We start from the raw sequence: 16,794 nt of genomic DNA on the forward strand, positions 1-16,794 counted from the left end.
GGACCGGACCATGCAGACCGCCACCATCGAGCCGACCGCGATAGACGGGCCGACGCCGCTCTTCGTCGAAAAGCGGTTCCCGCTGCGGCTGGCGCCGCACATCGACGGCATCCGCGACCTCTACCAGTCCGGCAAGGACAACCGCTGGCAGCCCGAGCGCGACATCCCCTGGGCCACGCTGAAGGCCGAGACCTACGGGGTCGCGGAACGCGAGGCGGCGCGCCTGACCTGGAGCCGCCGGCTGTGGATCGAATCCATCGGGCTGAAGGAGACGGCGGCGCTCCTCGTCCGCTTCTGCATGGAGGACGGGCGGGAATCCGACCCGAAATTCTTCCTGCCCGTCCGCGGGACGGAGGAGGCGTGGCACAGCGACTGTTTCGACCGGATGGCCCGCGCCTTCGGCGGGCGTTTCGCCCGGCCGGCGACCCGCGCCTACGAAGCGCTGTTCAACCGCAACCTCCACACCCGCGCGCTGAACGCCACCCGCTCGCTTGATTCCTATGTCGTGACGCACTGCGCGGTGGAGGACGGGCTGGAGCTGGAGCTGTTCCGCGCCCACCGGGCCAACGCGACCAACCCCGCGGTCGCAGCGCTGCTCGACCGCTGCATCGGCGACAAGGAGCGGCACGCCGCCTTCGGCTGGCTCTACTCCGAGGAGCGCGCACCGGGCTGGAGCGCGGAGGAGCGGCGGACCATCCGCGACGAGGTGGTCGAGCACATGCGCACGGTCGAGCTGGCCGGCTTCCACTGCGCGTGGCTGTCCAACGCGTCGTCGGCCGAGGCCGCCGCCGATGCCATCAGCGCCGCCGCCGGGCTGGGTGCCGCGACCGCGGACGAGGAAGCCGCCGTGCTGCGCGCCTACACCGGTTCGGTGCGCGAGAAGCTCGCCACGCTGGGGATCGACATTCCCCGCTTCGACCACCCGCTGGTGGGGTCGTTCTAGCGGCGCACGCCCACCCGTCATCCGCCTTGCAAGGAGATCCGCGATGGACAGCGCCGGAACGGTGTTGCAGCTCCTGTTCGCCGGCATCGGCACCGGCAGCATCTACGCGCTGGTGGCCGTCGGCTTCAACGTTATCTTCAAGAGCACCGACGCCATCAACTTCTCCCAGGGCGAATGGGTGATGATGGGCGGCATGGTCGCCGCCGCCACAGTGACGGCCACGGCCTCGCCGGTGTGGCTCGCCTGCCTGTTCGCGGTGCTGGTGGTCACGGGCGTCGGCATGGCGTCGGAGCGGCTTGTCGTCTTCCCGATCGCCAAGCCGACGCCGCTGCTGATCACCCTGATCAGCATCGGGCTCGCCATCTGCACCAAGAGTGCGGTGATGCTGGTGCTGGGCAAGAACCCGGCCGGCTATCCGGGCTTCGCCGGCGACACGGCGGTCCATCTGGCCGGGGCCAGCATCCATTCGCAGACCCTGTCGATCATCGCCATCACCATCGCCTTCATGGTGCTGGCCCACCTGTTCTTCGAAAAGACCCTGCTGGGCAAGGCGCTGCGCGCCGCCGCGGCCGACCGCGACGCGGCCGAGCTGGCCGGCATCCGCGTGCGCTCCACCGTCCTGTGGTCCTTCGGCATCGCCGCCATGGCCGGGGCGGTGGCCGGCGCCATCATCACGCCGCTGACCTTCACCTCCTACGACCACGGCACGATGCTCGGCTTCAAGGGCTTCAGCGCGGCCATGCTGGGGGGGCTGGGCAACCTCTACGGCTCGCTGCTGGGCGGGCTGCTGCTGGGGCTGCTGGAGGCTTTCGCCAGCGGCTACATCTCCTCCCACTTCAAGGACGCGGTCGCCTTCCTGGTGCTGCTGGTCATCCTGTTCTGGCGCCCGACCGGCCTGATGGGCACGCCGGCGGTGGAGAAGGTGTGACGGACATGGCCAACATGGACGACGTCATGACCCGCCCCGCCACCGGTGCCACGGCCGCCGGCCCGCGCCGGAAGCCCGCCGCCGGCGGCCTCACCCGCGATCACGCGACGCTCGGCGCCGTGTGGATCCTGCTGGCCGCCTTTCCCTTCGTCGCCGGCAACGAATTCGTGGTGTCGCTGGGGATCATGTTCTGCATCAACCTGATCCTGATCGCGAGCCTGAACACCATCATGGGCTTCTGCGGCCAGATCTCGCTCAGCCACGGCGCCTTCTACGGGCTGGGGGCCTACACCAGCGGCACCCTGTCGGCGAAGCTGGCGGTGGAGCCGTGGATCGGCATTCCGCTGGGGATGGCGGTGGCGGCCTTGTCGGCCGTGGTGATCGGGCTGCCGGCGCTGCGCCTGCGCGGCCACTACCTCGCCATGGCGACGCTCGGCTTCAACGCCATCGTCTTCGTGCTGTTCAACGAGCTGGTGGGCCTGACCGGCGGGCCGAACGGGTTGCTGGGTGTCGGCCCCTTCAGCCTTGCCGGCAACGCGCTGTTCGCGCTGGAATCCATGTACTGGGTGGTGTGGGTCGCCGCGGGCCTCGTCATGCTGGCGATCCTGAACCTGATCCGCTCGCGGGTGGGCCGGGCGCTGCGGGCGCTGGCGACCAGCGAGATCGGCGCCGACGCGCTGGGCGTGAACGTGTTCCGCTACAAGCTGGTGGTGTTCGTGCTGACCGCGGCCATGGCCGGTCTCGCCGGCGGGCTTTACGTCCACTACAACCAGTTCGCCTCGCCCGAGACCTTCGGCTTCTTCACCTCCGTCATGCTGGTGGTCATGGTGGCGCTCGGCGGCTGGGGTCGCTACTGGGGGCCGCTGTTCGGCGCGCTCATCTTCACCGTGGTGCCGGAGCTGCTGCGCTCCTTCGGCGATCTGGAGCTGTTCCTGTTCGGCCTCAGCATGATCCTGGTGATGCTGTTCATGCCCGGTGGCGTGGCCGGCGGGTTGGAAGCCCTGGCCGGGCGCTTCAAGCGGGGAGGGCGGTCATGACCATCCTCGAGGTGGCCGACGTCGGCCGCAGCTTCGGCGGTTTGCGCGCGGTGAGCGATCTGTCCTTCACCGTCGCGAAGGGCGAGATCAAGGGCGTGATCGGCCCCAACGGGGCGGGCAAGACCACCCTGTTCAACATGATCGCCGGGGTGACCGCACCCAGCACCGGCAGCATCGCGCTGGACGGGCAGCGGATCGAGCATCTGAAGCCCTACCAGCGGGTCGAGCGCGGCATCGCCCGCACTTTCCAGAACCTCCAGATCTTCAAGGATCTGACGGTGCTGGAGAACGTCATGGTGGGGCGCCACGCGCGCACCCGCTGCGACGTGCTGCACGCCATCTTCCGATCCCCGGCAGCGCGGCGCGAGGAAGAGGGGATACGCGACGCGGCGTTCGCCCAGCTCGACCGCCTCGGCCTCGCCCACCGGGCGGAGGAGAAGGCCGGGTCGCTGAGCTTCGGCGAATGCAAGATCCTGGAGATCGCCCGCGCGCTGGCCGCCGAGCCCTCCCTCCTGCTGCTCGACGAACCCATCGCCGGGGTGCCGCACGCGGAGACGGAGCGGGTCGCCGACACCGTCCGTGCGCTGAACGCCGAGGGCGTCACCGTGCTTCTGGTGGAGCACAACATGCGCATGGTCATGCGGCTCTGCGACAGCATCCTGGTGCTGAACTACGGCCGCAAGATCGCCGAGGGCACCGCCGAGGCGGTGCGCCGCGACCCGGCCGTGCTCCAGGCCTATCTGGGGGAGGACGACGATGCTTGAGGTGTCGGGCCTGTCGGCCGGCTACGGCGAGGTGCGGGTGCTGCACGACCTCGCCCTCACCGTGGAGCCGGGGGAATGCGTGTGCCTCGTCGGCGCCAACGGGGCCGGCAAGACCACGCTGATGCGCAGCCTGTCCGGCCTGCTGCGGCCGGTGCAGGGCGCCATCCGCTTCCAGGGCCGCGACCTCGCCCGCACCGCGGCGCACGACGTGGTGCGCGCCGGCATCGCCCTGGTGCCGGAGGGCCGCCGCGTGCTCGGCCCGATGACGGTGCGCGAGAATCTGGAGATCGGCGCCTTCCACCGCTCCTGGCCGCGCAGGCAGGACGGGGTGGACGAGGATCTGGAGTTCGTGCTGACGCTGTTCCCGCGCCTGCGCGAGCGGCTGTTGCAGACCGCCGGCACCCTGTCGGGCGGGGAGCAGCAGATGCTCGCCATCGCCCGGGCTCTTATGGCGCGGCCGAAGCTGCTGCTTCTGGACGAGCCGTCGATGGGCTTGGCGCCGCTGGTGGTGAAGGAGATCTTCGCCACCATCCGCCGCCTGAACGAGCGGGGCATGTCCATCCTGCTGGCCGAACAGAACGCCCGCATGGCGCTGCGCACCGCCGCGCGCGGCTATGTGGTGGCGGAGGGGCGCATCGTGCTGGCGGCCGACAGCGGAACCTTGCAGCGCGATCCCATGGTGCAGGAGGCCTATCTTGGTGTTTGACGGCGCGGCACCGGCCGACATGTTGCCGATCGACGAGGCGACGGAGCGGCAGTTCAACCTCCGCCTGCGTCATCCGGAGCGGCTGTCGGTCTACGCCGACCATTCCCGGCGCAGCGCCGCCTTTCGCGACGCCTGCCCCGGCGCGCTGCTGAACCGCCCCTACGGACCCGGCGCGCGCGCGGTGATGGACGTGTTCCCGGCGGGGCAGGGGGCGCCGATCCTCGTCTTCATCCATGGCGGCTACTGGCGCACGCTCGACAAGGACATCTTCTCCTTCATCGCCGCCGCCTATGTCGCCGCCGGGGTGACGGTGGTCATGCCCAACTACGACCTTGCCCCGAAGGCTACCCTGGGCGCCATCACCGCGCAGGTGCAGGGGATGCTGTCACGGCTGGTGGAGGACGCCCCCGCCTTCGGCGCCGATCCCGGCCGCATCGTGCTGTCCGGCCATTCCGCCGGCGGCCATCTGGCGGCCATGGCGGCGCTGACCGGCCCGACTGACGTGGTGCGCGGCCTCGCCCCGGTCAGCGGGCTGTTCGCGCTGGAGCCCTTGCTGCGCACCACCGTCAACCGCGACGTGCGCATGAGCGCGGAGGACGCCCGCAGCCTCAGCCCGCTGTGGCTGCTCGACCGCCTGCCGGAGCCGCCGTCCTTCCCGCTCAGCCTGCTGGTCGGTGGCGACGAGACGGACGGCTTCAAGCAGCAGAGCCGCGACTTCCGCGACGCCTGGACGGCCCGCGGCGGTGCCGCCGCCATCACCCACGCGCCGGGAACGACGCACTTCACCGTGCTCGACGCCCTGGCCGACCCGGCCTCCCCCACCTTCGCCGCCATCCTGTCCATGCTCGGCCGCACGTGAGGATTCCACCAATGCAGACCATCACCCCGACCGACATCACCGCCCCGCTGGGCCACTATTCCCACGCCATCCTGGTGCCGGCCGGCACCGACACGCTGCACGTCGCCGGCCAGGTCGGGGCCGCCGTCGACGGCACGGTGCCCGAGGCGTTCGAGGCGCAGGCCCGGCTGTGCTGGGAGAATTTGCTGGCGGTGCTGCGCGCCGCCGGCATGGGGGTGGAGAACCTCGTCAAGACCACCGTCTACCTGACCAGCGCCGCCGACCTGCCGGTCTTCGCCACCGTCCGCAACCGCTACCTCGGCAACCACAAGCCGGCCTCCACCCTGATCGTCGCCGCGGCCCTGGCGCGGCCGGAGTGGAAGGTGGAGATCGACGCGGTGGCGGCGCGCGGGGCGTGACAACCGGCCGCACGCACGGAACGGAGGATCATGCCGCTGTTCGCGCATGATTCCTGCGTGCCAGCGTTGCGCAACGCACCGAATCGAATGGGTGGAAAGCCACGCGGTTTCCCGGTATAGGCTAACCCTCTCAGTGTTCGTGCATTTGGGAAAGAGCGTGTCATGGCGGAGCGTTGGGCGCCCGAGAGCTGGAGGCAGCGGCCGGTGAAGCAGTTGCCGGCCTATCCGGATCCCGAGAAGGTGGCGGCGGTGCAGCAGCGCCTCGCCAGCTATCCGCCGCTCGTCTTCGCCGGCGAGGCGCGCCGGCTGAAGGACAAGCTGGCGCTCGCCGCCGAGGGGCGAGCCTTCCTGCTCCAGGGCGGCGACTGCGCGGAGAGCTTCGCCGAGTTCCACCCCAACAACATCCGCGACACCTTCCGCGTGCTGCTGCAGATGGCCGTGGTGCTGACCTTCGGCGCCGCCATCCCGGTGATCAAGGTCGGCCGCATGGCCGGCCAGTTCGCCAAGCCGCGCTCGGCCGACAACGAGACGATCGACGGGGTGGAGCTGCCCTCCTACCGCGGCGACATCATCAACGGCTTCGATTTCACGCCCGACGCGCGCGTGCCCGATCCCGAGCGGATGATGCAGGCCTACACCCAGGCCGCCGCCACGCTGAACCTGCTGCGCGCCTTCGCCCAGGGCGGCTACGCCGACCTGCACAAGGTGCACCAGTGGACGCTGGGCTTCGTGGAGCGCTCGCCAGCCGGCGAGCGGATGCGCGACCTGTCCACGCGCATCGACGAGACGCTGGCCTTCATGGCCGCCTGCGGCATCACGGCGGAGACCACCCCGCAGATCCGCGAGACCGACTTCTTCACCAGCCATGAGGCGTTGCTGCTACCCTTCGAGCAGGCGCTGACCCGCGTCGACAGCACCACCGGCGACTGGTACGACGTGTCGGCCCACATGCTGTGGATCGGCGACCGCACCCGCCAGCCGGACGGCGCGCATGTGGAGTTCCTGCGCGGCGTGAAGAACCCGATCGGGCTGAAGTGCGGCCCGTCGCTCGATCCGGACGAGCTGATCCGCCTGATCGACATCCTGAACCCCGCCAACGAGCCGGGCCGCCTGACGCTGATCGTCCGCATGGGTGCGGAGCATGTGGAGGCGAAGTTCCCGTCCCTGCTGCGCAAGGTGACGCGGGAGGGGCGCAAGGTCGTTTGGTCCAGCGACCCGATGCACGGCAACACCGTCAAGTCACCGTCGGGCTACAAGACCCGGCCGTTCGAGAAGGTGCTGCACGAGGCGCGCACCTTCTTCCAAGTCCACCACGCCGAGGGGACGCACGCCGGCGGCGTGCATTTCGAGCTGACCGGCCAGGACGTGACGGAATGCACCGGCGGCGCCCAGGCCATCACCGACCACAAGCTGGCGCTGCGCTACCACACCGCCTGCGACCCGCGTCTGAACGCCAGCCAGTCGCTGGAACTGGCCTTCCTGCTGGCCGAGCAGCTGAAGCACGCACGCAGCCAGCGCGAGGCGGAGCGGCGGGCTGCTGCGGCGGAATGACGCGTTAGGCGACAACGGCGCCGGGCAACGGCGTGACGGGAGGACCATCATGGACGACACGACGCGCTGGCAGACTCCTTGCCACCCGACCGCCGAGTCCGTCACCGCCTGGACCGACACCTACTTCAACCGCACGAAGGAGGCGGTCGGGAGGTTCGGCGACAAGCGCGTCACCTACGCCGTGTTCATGCGCCGCCCGGTCATCTCCGCCCCGCGCCTCGCCATCGACTGGCTGCACGCCGTTGCGGCGGAACGCGGCATCCAGGTCGATGTCGACCTGATCTACCCGGAGGGCAAGTGGGTGGGCGCCGGCGAGCCCATCCTCTACATCACCGGCCCCTTCTATCATCTGGTGGACCTGGAGACGCTGCTGCTGGGCAAGCTGGGGCCGCCTTGCGTGGCCGCCTGGAACGCCTTCACCATGTGCGCCGACCTGCCCAAGGTCGCCTTCCTCGCCATGGACGCCCGGCACTGCGCCGGCACCGAGATGCAGGAGCTGATGGCGTACGCCGCCGCCGTGGGGTCGGAGCGGGCCAAGCGCAAGGTCGGGGCGAAGGGCTTCATCGGTAACGCCACCGACAGCACCGCGCATTTCTTCGGCCAGCACCGCGGCATGGGCACCATGCCGCACGCGCTGATCGGCTACGCCGGCTCCACCGTGCGCGCGGCGGAGATGTTCCACGAGACCTTCCCGACCCTGCCCTTGACGGTGCTGGTGGATTACTTCGGCCGCGAGGTCACCGACGGGCTGGAGGTCTGCCGCCGCTTCCCCGAGCTGGCGGCCGGCGGCAAGCTCAGCGTGCGGCTCGACACGCCTGGTGGACGCTTCGTGGAAGGGCTGGACCCGCCGGGTTCCTACGCGGTGCTGGAGCGGCACGCGCCGCATTCCATCCGCGGCTACCGGGACGAGACGCAGCTCCGTTACCTGATCGGCACCGGCGTGTCGGCGGCGGCCGTCTACCACATGCGCGAGAAGCTGGACGATGCCGGCTTCCCGGCGGTGAAGATCGTCGTCTCTTCCGGCTTCAACCCGGCCAAATGCCACGTGATGGCTGAGGCGAACGCACCCATCGACATCATCGGGACCGGCAGCTACCTTCCCGAACGTTGGACGGAGACCTACGCAACCGCGGACATCATCGAGTATGATGGCGAGAAACGGGTGAAGGTCGGCCGCGAGTTCCTGTTCCGCAAGGACTGACCGCCGCCGGGGCGGTCGGTGGAGTCACCGATGCGCCTGAGCCAAGCCTTCCGTTCCCTGACGGTGATCGCCGGCATCGGGCTGGCATCGCCAACGTTGGCCGACACCTACATCGTCGGTGTCGAGAACATCGACTACCTGCCGCAGTACCGTTGGAGCGATCAGGGCTACAGCGGCTTCGCGCGCGCTCTGTTCGACGCCTTCGCCAAGGCGTCGGGCCACACGCTGGTGTACCAGGCCTTTCCCGTCGCCCGCCTCTACGCCAAGTTCCTCGATGGGGAGGTGGACCTGAAATACCCCGACAACCCCAATTGGGCGACCGATGGCAAGGCTGGACGCCGGGTGATCTACAGCGACCCGGTGATCGCCTATGTGGACGGGGTGAATGTCCGGCCGGAGCGGCTTGGGCAAGGTGTGGACGCGGTGCGGACATTGGGCGTCATGCGTGGCTTCACCGCCTGGGGCTGGCTCGACCGCATCGCCGCTGGCGCGGTGACCGTACAGGGCAACAGCAGCTTTCCGGCCCTCTTGGAACAGGCGCTGGTCGGCCGTGTCGATGGTGCCTATGGCAACGTCGCCGTGGTGCAGCATCTGCTGCGGTCGGGGCTGGAGCGGCCGGGCACGCTGGTCTTCGATCCGGGGCTGCCGCACGTCAGCAGCCATTATCACCTGTCCACCATCAAGCACCCGGCTCTGATCGCCGCGTTCAACGACTGGATGAAGCGGGAGTCCGCGACCGTCGCGGCGTTGAAGGCCGAGCACAGGGTCGAGGTCGGCATCCGCTGACCGGCCCCTGCGGTGCCGTGGGTGGAATTCACGGAACGATCAAGCAAACGTCACGGCGCTGATACGGCCGGCTGGTCAGGTGGGACGAACCACTCGAAACGGGGAAGCCCTCCATGCGCCGGTCACTCGCGTCCGCCTGTCTGTTCACGTGCGCTCTCGCCGCCGGTGTGGCGTCCGCCGCGCCGGTGGAGGTCGGGGTGCGGCCCCAGTACCTGATCAGCCGGATCGCCAATCCCGAGCTGAAGGCGCGGCTCGAGGCGTGCCTGGACAAGCCGCAGGAGCGCAAGCAATTCTCCATCGCGCACCGTGGTGCGCCGCTGCAATTCCCGGAACACACCGCGGAATCCTACATGGCGGCGTACCGGATGGGGGCCGGCATCCAGGAATGCGACGTCGCCTTCACCAAGGACAAGCAGCTCGTCTGCCGCCACGCCCAGAACGACCTGCACACCACCACCAACATCCTGGCGACCGATCTCGCGAAGAACTGCACCAAGCCGTTCCAGCCGGCCGAGGGCGACAAGCCCGCCTCCGCCGAGTGCCGCACCAGCGACATCACCCTGGCCGAGTTCAAGACGCTGACCGGCAAGATGGACGCGGCGAACACCAAGGCCACCACGGCGGATGCCTACATGAAGGGCACCGCCAACTGGCGCACCGATCTCTACGCCGCTGGCGGCGGCACACTGATGACCCATGTCGAGTACATCGCGCTGGTCAGGAAGCAGGGCCTGAAGTTCACCCCGGAGCTGAAGTCGCCGGCCGTCGCCATGCCTTATGAGGGCTGGACGCAGGAGCAGTACGCCCAGGCCATGATCGACGAGTACAAGGCCGCCGGGGTGCCGCCGCAGGACGTCTTTCCCCAGTCCTTCAATCTCGCCGACATCCTTTACTGGATCAAGGCCGAGCCGGAATTCGGCAAACAGGCGGTCTTCCTCGACGAGCGGGACGAGACCGACACGAATTTCGACTACATGAACGCCGCGACCTTCAAGCCCTCCATGGCGGAGCTGAAGGCGATGGGCGTGAATTACATCGCCCCGTCCATGCCGCTGCTGGTGACGGTGCAGGGCGGCAAGATCGCCCCCTCCACCTACGCCCGCGAGGCGAAGGCCGCCGGCCTGAAGATCATCACCTGGTCGCTCGAACGGTCGGGTCCCCTGCACAAGGGCGGCGGCTATTACTACAAGTCGATCAACAGCATCGTGACCAACGACGGGGTCATCTACGAGCTTCTGGACGTGCTGACGCAGCAGGTGGGCATCGAGGGCATCTTCTCGGACTGGCCGGCGACCGTGACCTTCTACGCCAACTGCATGAACCTGAAGTGAGCGCGGCGGTCACCGTTCACGCCCCGTCCCAGCCGCAGGCACCCAGCGCATCGCGCATGTGGGGTGGTGGCGGGGCGGTGGCGGTCACCGTCGCCCGTTCCAGCGACAGCCGGAAGGTCACGGAGCGCGCCAGCAGGTGCAGGCTGCCCTGCGGGCGCCGCTCCGGCCCGTAGAAGGGCTCCCCCGCCAGGGGGCAGCCGATGGCGGCGCAGTGCACACGGAGCTGGTGGGTGCGCCCGGTGCGCGGCGTCAGCTCCAGCCACGCTCGCCCGGCCCCGTCGGTTCCCAGCACACGGTAGTCGGTGACGGCCGGTTGCCCGTCCGGGTCCGGCAGGATGGTCCAGGATCCCGGCTGCACGCGCTTCAGCAGCGGCAGGTCGATGGTGCCCTCGGGCTTCGGGGGAACCCCCTCGCTGACCGCCCAGTAGGTTTTCGCCACATGCCCCATGGCGAACATCTGCCCCAGCCGCTTCAGCGCCCAGCCCGTCCGCCCGAGCACGAGGCAGCCGGCGGTGTCGCGGTCCAACCGGTGCGCCAGCCGCGGCGGCGGCCCGTCCCCCTCCACCAGGAGAGGCAGGTAAAGGTCGAGATGGTCGGTGATCTGCCCCGCCTTGTGCACCGCCAGCCCGGCGGGCTTGTCGATGACGAACACCTCCGGATCGGTGTGGAGCAGGCGGGCGCGGAGGTCGTCGGGGGTCATGGCCGTTACCAACCACGGAGATGCCTGGGGAGCAAGCATGAACGCCCGGTGACGTTGACGGGCTGGATTCAGTGGCCGATGCTTTGGCACTGGCTGCGATAGGGACGGGGCTCGGCTCCGAACTCCCCCTCCGATGCACTGGACGGGTGCGGATCCGCCTCCCATGTGACAGTTTCAGGGCGGCAACGGCAGGGGGTGCGGGCCGATGGCGGACAACGGACAGCTTCCGGCGCAGAAATCCTCGCAAGCGGACGTCGATGCGTTCCTGCGGCGCGTCGCCGCGATCCCTGGCGCGCGGCCGGCCGGCGGCAAGCGCGGCCGGCTGATGTTCGCGATGGACGCCACCGCCAGCCGGGAGCCGAGCTGGGACCGTGCCTGCCAACTCCAGGGCGAGATGTTCGAGCAGACGGCGGCGCTGGGCGGGCTGGACGTCTCGCTGGTCTATTACCGCGGCTTCCGGGAATGCCAAGCGAGCCCGTGGGTCGCCAACTCGGCGGAATTGCTGCGCCGGATGACGGCGGTGCGCTGCCACGCCGGGCAGACGCAGCTCGGGCGGGTGCTGTCCCACTGTCAGAAGCAGACGCGGCAGGAGAAGGTGAACGCCCTGGTCTTCGTCGGCGACAGTTTCGAGGAGGACATCGACGACGTTGCGCACCGCGCCGGAGAGCTTGGCTTGCTGGGCGTGCCCGTCTTCGTGTTCCACGAGGGCGCCGACCCGATCGCCAAACGGGCCTTCCAGACTGTCGCGCGGCTGACCGGCGGCGCCTATTGCCCCTTCGATGCTTCTTCGGCGCAGCAGCTCCGCGACCTGCTGAGCGCGGTCGCCGTCTTCGCGGCGGGCGGGCGTGTGGCGCTGGAGACTTTCAGCCGCGGCCGTGGCGAGTCGGTTCGCCTTCTGACCAGCCAGGTCGGACGGCCGGGCGGCGGGGCCTGACGGGGGCGCGCCGGCCATGCTGGGGCTCTTCCTGCTGGGCATCGGTCTGGTGGTCGGCCTGTACCTGCTGGTGCAGGTGTTCGTCACGGCGGAGCCGCGCACGCTGGCGAAGGTGCTGCGCTGGGTCGGCATCGTTCTCGCCGTGATCGTGGTCGGCGTGCTGCTGGTCACCGGGCGGCTGGGGATCGCCACGGCGCTGATCGCCTTCGCTGTCCCGCTGTTCACGCAGTGGCGCGGCCTGCGCAACCGGATGCGGGCGGCGATGGGTCCGGCGGGCGGCCAAACGTCGCAGGTCGAGACGCTCTACCTCCGCATGGTGCTCAACCACGACACCGGCACCATGACCGGGGAGGTGCTGCACGGCGCCTTCCGCGGCCGGTCGCTCGAAAGTCTGGGTTTTCCGGACCTGCTGGCGCTGCTGGACGAGTGCCGCGGCAACGACCCGCAGTCGGCCACGCTGCTGGAGGCGTGGCTGGACCGCGCCCATCCCGACTGGCGCGAACGGGCCGAGGCCGCCGGCAACGCCCGCACCCACTCCGGCGGCGGCCCGATGACGGCGGAGGAGGCGCGCGAGATCCTCGGCGTGCCGTCCGGCGCCACACCCGTCCAGGTCAAGGAGGCCCACCGCCGCCTGATGATGAAGGTCCATCCCGACCATGGCGGATCCACCTATCTCGCCGCGAAGATCAATCAGGCGAAGGATGTGTTGCTGAAAGGATAGGGCATTCCTTCGCGATCCGGCCATTACGCCGGAATCGCACGCGCGATGCGGCGGAAGGGTATGTTGCGCGGTCGCGGAGGGCTGTGGCAGAAAGCCGGAAGGTCACGGGCTCCGGTCCCTATGGTACCGTCCCCGTGCCCGTTGTTCGTCGCCACACCAAACACACAGAGACCCCGATGCGAAAACCCGTGCGCAAGGTGGTGTTCCCCGTCGCCGGACTCGGCACGCGCTTCCTTCCCGCCACCAAGGCGATTCCGAAGGAAATGCTGCCGCTGGTCGACCGCCCTCTGTTGCAGCACGCCGTCGAAGAGGCGCGCGCCGCCGGGATCGAGGACTTCGTGTTCGTGACCGGCCGTTCCAAGCGCGCGATCGAGGATCACTTCGACGCCGACACCGAGCTGAACCGCACGCTGGAGGAGCGCGGCAACACCGCGGCCCTGGACGAGGTGCGTCACAGCGAGCTGGCCCCCGGTCGCTGCTTCTACACCCGCCAGCAGCAGCCGCTGGGTCTTGGCCATGCGGTGTGGTGTGCGCGCGCGGTGATCGGCAACGACCCCTTCGCCATCATCCTGCCCGACGACTTCGTCCTGGCCGACAAGCCCTGCCTGAAGCAGATGGTCGAGGCCTACGAGGAGGTCGGCGGCAACGTGGTGGCCGTCGTTGACGTGCCGCGCGAGCACACCCGCCGCTACGGCATCCTCGACGTGGAGAAGGACGACGGCCGCCTCGCCACCGTCCGCGGCCTCGTGGAGAAGCCGAAGCCGGAGGAGGCGCCCTCCACCCTCTCCATCATCGGCCGCTACATCCTCCAGCCAGAGGTGTTCGACCATCTGGAGAAGGGCCAGCGGGGTGCCGGCGGCGAGATCCAACTCACCGACGGCATGGCCAAGCTGATCGGCAACCAGCCGTTCCATGGCCTCCGGTTCGAGGGCACCCGCTACGACTGCGGTGACAAGATCGGCTTCATCGAGGCCACCATCGCCCACGCACTGAGCCGCCCCGACATGGGCGACAAGGTGCGCGACGCGCTTCGCAAGTACCTCTGACCATCACGCCATGCCGGCCCCGTCCGCCCGCCCGGTCGCGCCACACGCCCCGGCGGGCGGCGGTGCGTCCGGGACCGGCGGCCGGGGCAGGACCGACGAGGAGACAGCTCCATGCGCATCGCGATGATCGGGACGGGCTATGTCGGACTGGTGTCCGGCGCCTGTTTCTCGGAATTCGGCGTCCAGGTCTGCTGCGTCGATAAGGACGCGGGCAAGATCGAACGGCTGCGGAAGGGCGAGATTCCCATCTACGAGCCGGGACTCGACGAACTGGTGACGCGCAATGTCGCCGCCGGGCGCCTGTCCTTCACCACCGACCTGGCGGAAGGCATGCGCGGGGCCAACGCCGTGTTCATCGCGGTCGGCACGCCATCCCGCCGCGGCGACGGCCACGCCGACCTGTCCTACGTCTACGGCGCGGCGGAGGAGATCGCCCAGAACATCGAGGGCTACACGGTCATCGTCACCAAATCGACGGTGCCGGTCGGCACCGGGCGCGAGGTGGAACGGATCATCCGCCGAGTCCGCCCCGACGCCGATTTCGACGTCGCGTCCAACCCGGAGTTCCTGCGCGAGGGTTCGGCCATCGCCGATTTCATGCGGCCCGACCGGGTGGTGATCGGCACCGAGTCGGAGCTGGCGCGCGAAATGATGCGCCGCCTCTACCGGCCGCTCTACCTGATCGAGACGCCGATCGTCATGACCTCGCTGGAGACGGCGGAGCTGACGAAATACGCGGCCAACACCTTCCTCGCCACCAAGATCACCTTCATCAACGAGATCGCCGACCTCTGCGAGAAGGTCGGGGCGGACGTGCACGACGTCGCCCGCGGCATCGGGCTGGACGGCCGCATCGGCAAGAAGTTCCTGCACCCCGGCCCCGGCTACGGCGGCTCCTGCTTTCCCAAGGACACGCTGGCGCTGGTCCGCACGGCACAGCAGGTGGGCAGCCCGCTGCGCATCGTCGAGACGGTCGTGGACATCAACGACCGGCGCAAGAAGGCGATGGCCGACCGCATCATTGCCGCCTGCGGCGGTGTGGTGGACGGCAAGACGGTGGCCGTGCTCGGCGTGACCTTCAAGCCCAACACCGACGACATGCGCGACGCCCCGTCGCTGGACATCGTGCCGGCGCTGCAGAAGGCCGGTGCCCATGTCCGCGCCTTCGACCCCGCCGGCGCGCACGAGGCGGAAAAGCTGCTGCCGGGCGTGGAGTGGACGAAGGACGCCTACGCCGCGCTGTCAGGAGCCGACTGTGTCGCCATCGTGACGGAGTGGAACGAGTTCCGGGCGCTCAACCTGACCCGCGTGAAGGAGCTGATGAAGCGTCCGGTCATGGTCGACTTGCGCAACGTCTACTCTCCGGATGAAATGGCGGCGGCCGGCTTCGCCTACAGCTCCATCGGGCGGCCGTCCGGGCCGGCGGATGCGGAGTGACGCAACCCGTCGCGCGGCAACGAACGATCAGGAGAGGAAAGAAGCGATCATGAGCAACGCCCACACGTTCGACCCGACGGTGCTGCGCGAGTACGACATCCGCGGAATCGTGGGCAAGACGCTGACCGCCGCCGATGCGCGCGCCGTCGGGCGCGCCTTCGGCACGGTCGTCGTCCGCAAGGGCGGCAAGACCGTCTGCGTCGGCTACGATGGCCGCACCAGCTCGCCGGAGCTGGAAGCGGCGCTGGTCGGGGGGCTGGAGTCGACCGGGCTGCATGTGCTGCGCATCGGGCTGGGCCCCACCCCGATGCTGTACTTCGCCACCCGCGACCGTGAGGCGGCGGCCGGCATCATGATCACCGGCTCGCACAACCCGCCCGAATACAACGGCATCAAGATGATGCTGGGCAAGGGGCCGGTCTATGGCGCGATGATCCAGGAGCTGGGCACCATCGCCAAGGCCGGCGACTTCGCCACCGGCCAGGGCTCGTCGGAGACTGTGGACGTCAAGGACGAGTATGTCACCCGCTTGCTCAAGGACTATGACGGTGTTCGCGACCTCAAGGTCGTGTGGGACGCCGGAAACGGCGCCACCGGCGAGATCCTGCGCCGCCTGACCGCCAAGCTGCCCGGCCAGCATACCCTGCTGTTCGACGAGATCGACGGCACCTTCCCCAACCACCACCCGGACCCGACGGTCGAGAAGAACCTGGTCGACCTGAAGCGCGTGGTGGCGGAGACGGGGGCCGACATCGGCATCGGCTTCGACGGCGACGGCGACCGCATCGGTGCCATCGACCACAAGGGCCGGGTGGTGTGGGGCGACCAGCTCGTCGCCATCTACGCCGCCGATGTGCTGAAGTCGCACCCCGGTGCCACCATCATCGCCGACGTGAAGGCCAGCCAGGCCCTGTTCGACGAGATCGCCAAGCACGGCGGCAAGCCGCTGATGTGGAAGACCGGCCACTCGCTGCTGAAGGCCAAGATGGCGGAGACCGGCTCGCCACTGGCGGGCGAGATGTCGGGCCACATCTTCTTCGCCGACAAGTGGTACGGTTTCGACGACGCGCTCTATTGCGGCGTCCGGCTGATCGGGCTGGTCAGCAAGTCCGGCGGCTCGCTGGCCGACCTGCGCGACGGGCTGCCCGACATGGTCAACACGCCGGAGACCCGCTTCCAGGTGGACGAGATCCGCAAGTTCGCCATCGTGGACGAGGTGAAGGAGCGGCTGAAGGCCGAGGGGGCCAACGTCAACGACATCGACGGCGTGCGGGTGAACACCCCCGACGGCTGGTGGCTGCTGCGCGCCTCCAACACGCAGGACGTGCTGGTCGCTCGCGCCGAGGCCTTCTCCACCGAAGGGCTGGAGCGGTTGAAGGGCATGGTCATCGCCCAGCTCGAAAAGTCCGGCATTGCGGCCCCGTCCTTCGACGGCGGCGGCGGGCACTGAGG

Annotated in this window: 17 protein-coding genes; 16 read left to right on the plus strand and 1 reads right to left on the minus strand. The window is 69.2% G+C overall.

The genetic code is table 11. From position 1 onward, the window contains the following. Positions 1 to 10 precede the first annotated feature (10 nt). From HL658_RS01265 to HL658_RS01315, 11 genes are all read left to right on the plus strand, one after another. Entirely contained in the window at positions 11 to 943 is a 933-nt protein-coding gene (locus HL658_RS01265; protein ID WP_180280075.1) for a hypothetical protein, read from the plus strand. Positions 944 to 986: 43 nt separating this feature from the next. Continuing rightward, positions 987 to 1,871: a branched-chain amino acid ABC transporter permease gene (locus tag HL658_RS01270; RefSeq protein ID WP_180280076.1), complete on the plus strand. Its 885-nt coding sequence runs from the start codon at positions 987 to 989 to the stop codon at positions 1,869 to 1,871. Positions 1,872 to 1,876: 5 nt separating this feature from the next. After that, on the plus strand, positions 1,877 to 2,908 hold the full coding sequence (locus tag HL658_RS01275) for a branched-chain amino acid ABC transporter permease (RefSeq protein WP_246337276.1): 1,032 nt from the start codon (positions 1,877 to 1,879) through the stop codon (positions 2,906 to 2,908). Beyond that, entirely contained in the window at positions 2,905 to 3,672 is a 768-nt protein-coding gene (locus tag HL658_RS01280; protein WP_180280078.1) for an ABC transporter ATP-binding protein, read from the plus strand. Before HL658_RS01275 ends, HL658_RS01280 begins: the two co-directional genes overlap by 4 nt. After that, the gene (locus HL658_RS01285) at positions 3,665 to 4,378 is read left to right on the plus strand and encodes an ABC transporter ATP-binding protein (protein WP_180280079.1); all 714 of its coding nucleotides are present in this window, start codon (positions 3,665 to 3,667) and stop codon (positions 4,376 to 4,378) included. The genes HL658_RS01280 and HL658_RS01285 overlap by 8 nt, the downstream gene beginning before the upstream one ends. Next, positions 4,371 to 5,237 (plus strand): alpha/beta hydrolase, encoded by an 867-nt coding sequence (locus tag HL658_RS01290; RefSeq protein ID WP_343054999.1) that lies wholly within the window; start codon positions 4,371 to 4,373, stop codon positions 5,235 to 5,237. The genes HL658_RS01285 and HL658_RS01290 overlap by 8 nt, the downstream gene beginning before the upstream one ends. An 11-nt stretch (positions 5,238 to 5,248) precedes the next feature. Further along, complete coding sequence (locus HL658_RS01295) at positions 5,249 to 5,635, plus strand: RidA family protein (protein WP_180280081.1); 387 nt, start codon at positions 5,249 to 5,251, stop codon at positions 5,633 to 5,635. Between the two features lie 162 nt (positions 5,636 to 5,797). Further along, positions 5,798 to 7,186: a class II 3-deoxy-7-phosphoheptulonate synthase gene (locus tag HL658_RS01300; protein WP_180280082.1), complete on the plus strand. Its 1,389-nt coding sequence runs from the start codon at positions 5,798 to 5,800 to the stop codon at positions 7,184 to 7,186. Between the two features lie 49 nt (positions 7,187 to 7,235). Continuing rightward, positions 7,236 to 8,387, plus strand: a complete 1,152-nt coding sequence (locus HL658_RS01305) for a nicotinate phosphoribosyltransferase (RefSeq protein WP_180280083.1) — start codon at positions 7,236 to 7,238, stop codon at positions 8,385 to 8,387. Between the two features lie 30 nt (positions 8,388 to 8,417). Then, positions 8,418 to 9,173, plus strand: coding sequence for a substrate-binding periplasmic protein (locus HL658_RS01310; RefSeq protein WP_180280084.1), 756 nt, complete (start codon positions 8,418 to 8,420; stop codon positions 9,171 to 9,173). A 113-nt stretch (positions 9,174 to 9,286) separates the two neighbouring features. Next, complete coding sequence (locus HL658_RS01315; protein ID WP_180280085.1) at positions 9,287 to 10,504, plus strand: glycerophosphodiester phosphodiesterase family protein; 1,218 nt, start codon at positions 9,287 to 9,289, stop codon at positions 10,502 to 10,504. Between the two features lie 16 nt (positions 10,505 to 10,520). Here HL658_RS01315 and HL658_RS01320 read toward each other — a convergent pair whose 3' ends face one another. Further along, the gene (locus tag HL658_RS01320; protein ID WP_180280086.1) at positions 10,521 to 11,204 is read right to left on the minus strand and encodes an RluA family pseudouridine synthase; all 684 of its coding nucleotides are present in this window, start codon (positions 11,202 to 11,204) and stop codon (positions 10,521 to 10,523) included. A gap of 205 nt (positions 11,205 to 11,409) precedes the next feature. Here HL658_RS01320 and HL658_RS01325 point away from each other — a divergent pair, with 205 nt between their 5' ends. The 5 genes from HL658_RS01325 (at position 11,410) to pgmG (ending at position 16,792) form a co-directional block, all read left to right on the plus strand. Continuing rightward, positions 11,410 to 12,138 (plus strand): vWA domain-containing protein, encoded by a 729-nt coding sequence (locus tag HL658_RS01325; RefSeq protein ID WP_180280087.1) that lies wholly within the window; start codon positions 11,410 to 11,412, stop codon positions 12,136 to 12,138. A 16-nt stretch (positions 12,139 to 12,154) separates the two neighbouring features. Then, positions 12,155 to 12,859: a DnaJ domain-containing protein gene (locus HL658_RS01330; protein WP_180280088.1), complete on the plus strand. Its 705-nt coding sequence runs from the start codon at positions 12,155 to 12,157 to the stop codon at positions 12,857 to 12,859. A 176-nt stretch (positions 12,860 to 13,035) separates the two neighbouring features. Then, positions 13,036 to 13,905 (plus strand): UTP--glucose-1-phosphate uridylyltransferase GalU, encoded by an 870-nt coding sequence (galU, locus tag HL658_RS01335; protein ID WP_180280089.1) that lies wholly within the window; start codon positions 13,036 to 13,038, stop codon positions 13,903 to 13,905. A 111-nt stretch (positions 13,906 to 14,016) separates the two neighbouring features. Then, the gene (locus HL658_RS01340; RefSeq protein WP_180280090.1) at positions 14,017 to 15,342 is read left to right on the plus strand and encodes a UDP-glucose dehydrogenase family protein; all 1,326 of its coding nucleotides are present in this window, start codon (positions 14,017 to 14,019) and stop codon (positions 15,340 to 15,342) included. Between the two features lie 49 nt (positions 15,343 to 15,391). Beyond that, a complete protein-coding gene (gene pgmG / locus HL658_RS01345) occupies positions 15,392 to 16,792 on the plus strand; it encodes a phosphoglucomutase/phosphomannomutase PgmG (RefSeq protein WP_180280091.1) in 1,401 nt (466 codons plus the stop codon). The last annotated feature ends 2 nt before the right edge of the window (positions 16,793 to 16,794 follow it).

Source organism: Azospirillum oleiclasticum (genome assembly GCF_013423485.1).
GTDB classification, from domain to species: domain Bacteria; phylum Pseudomonadota; class Alphaproteobacteria; order Azospirillales; family Azospirillaceae; genus Azospirillum; species Azospirillum oleiclasticum.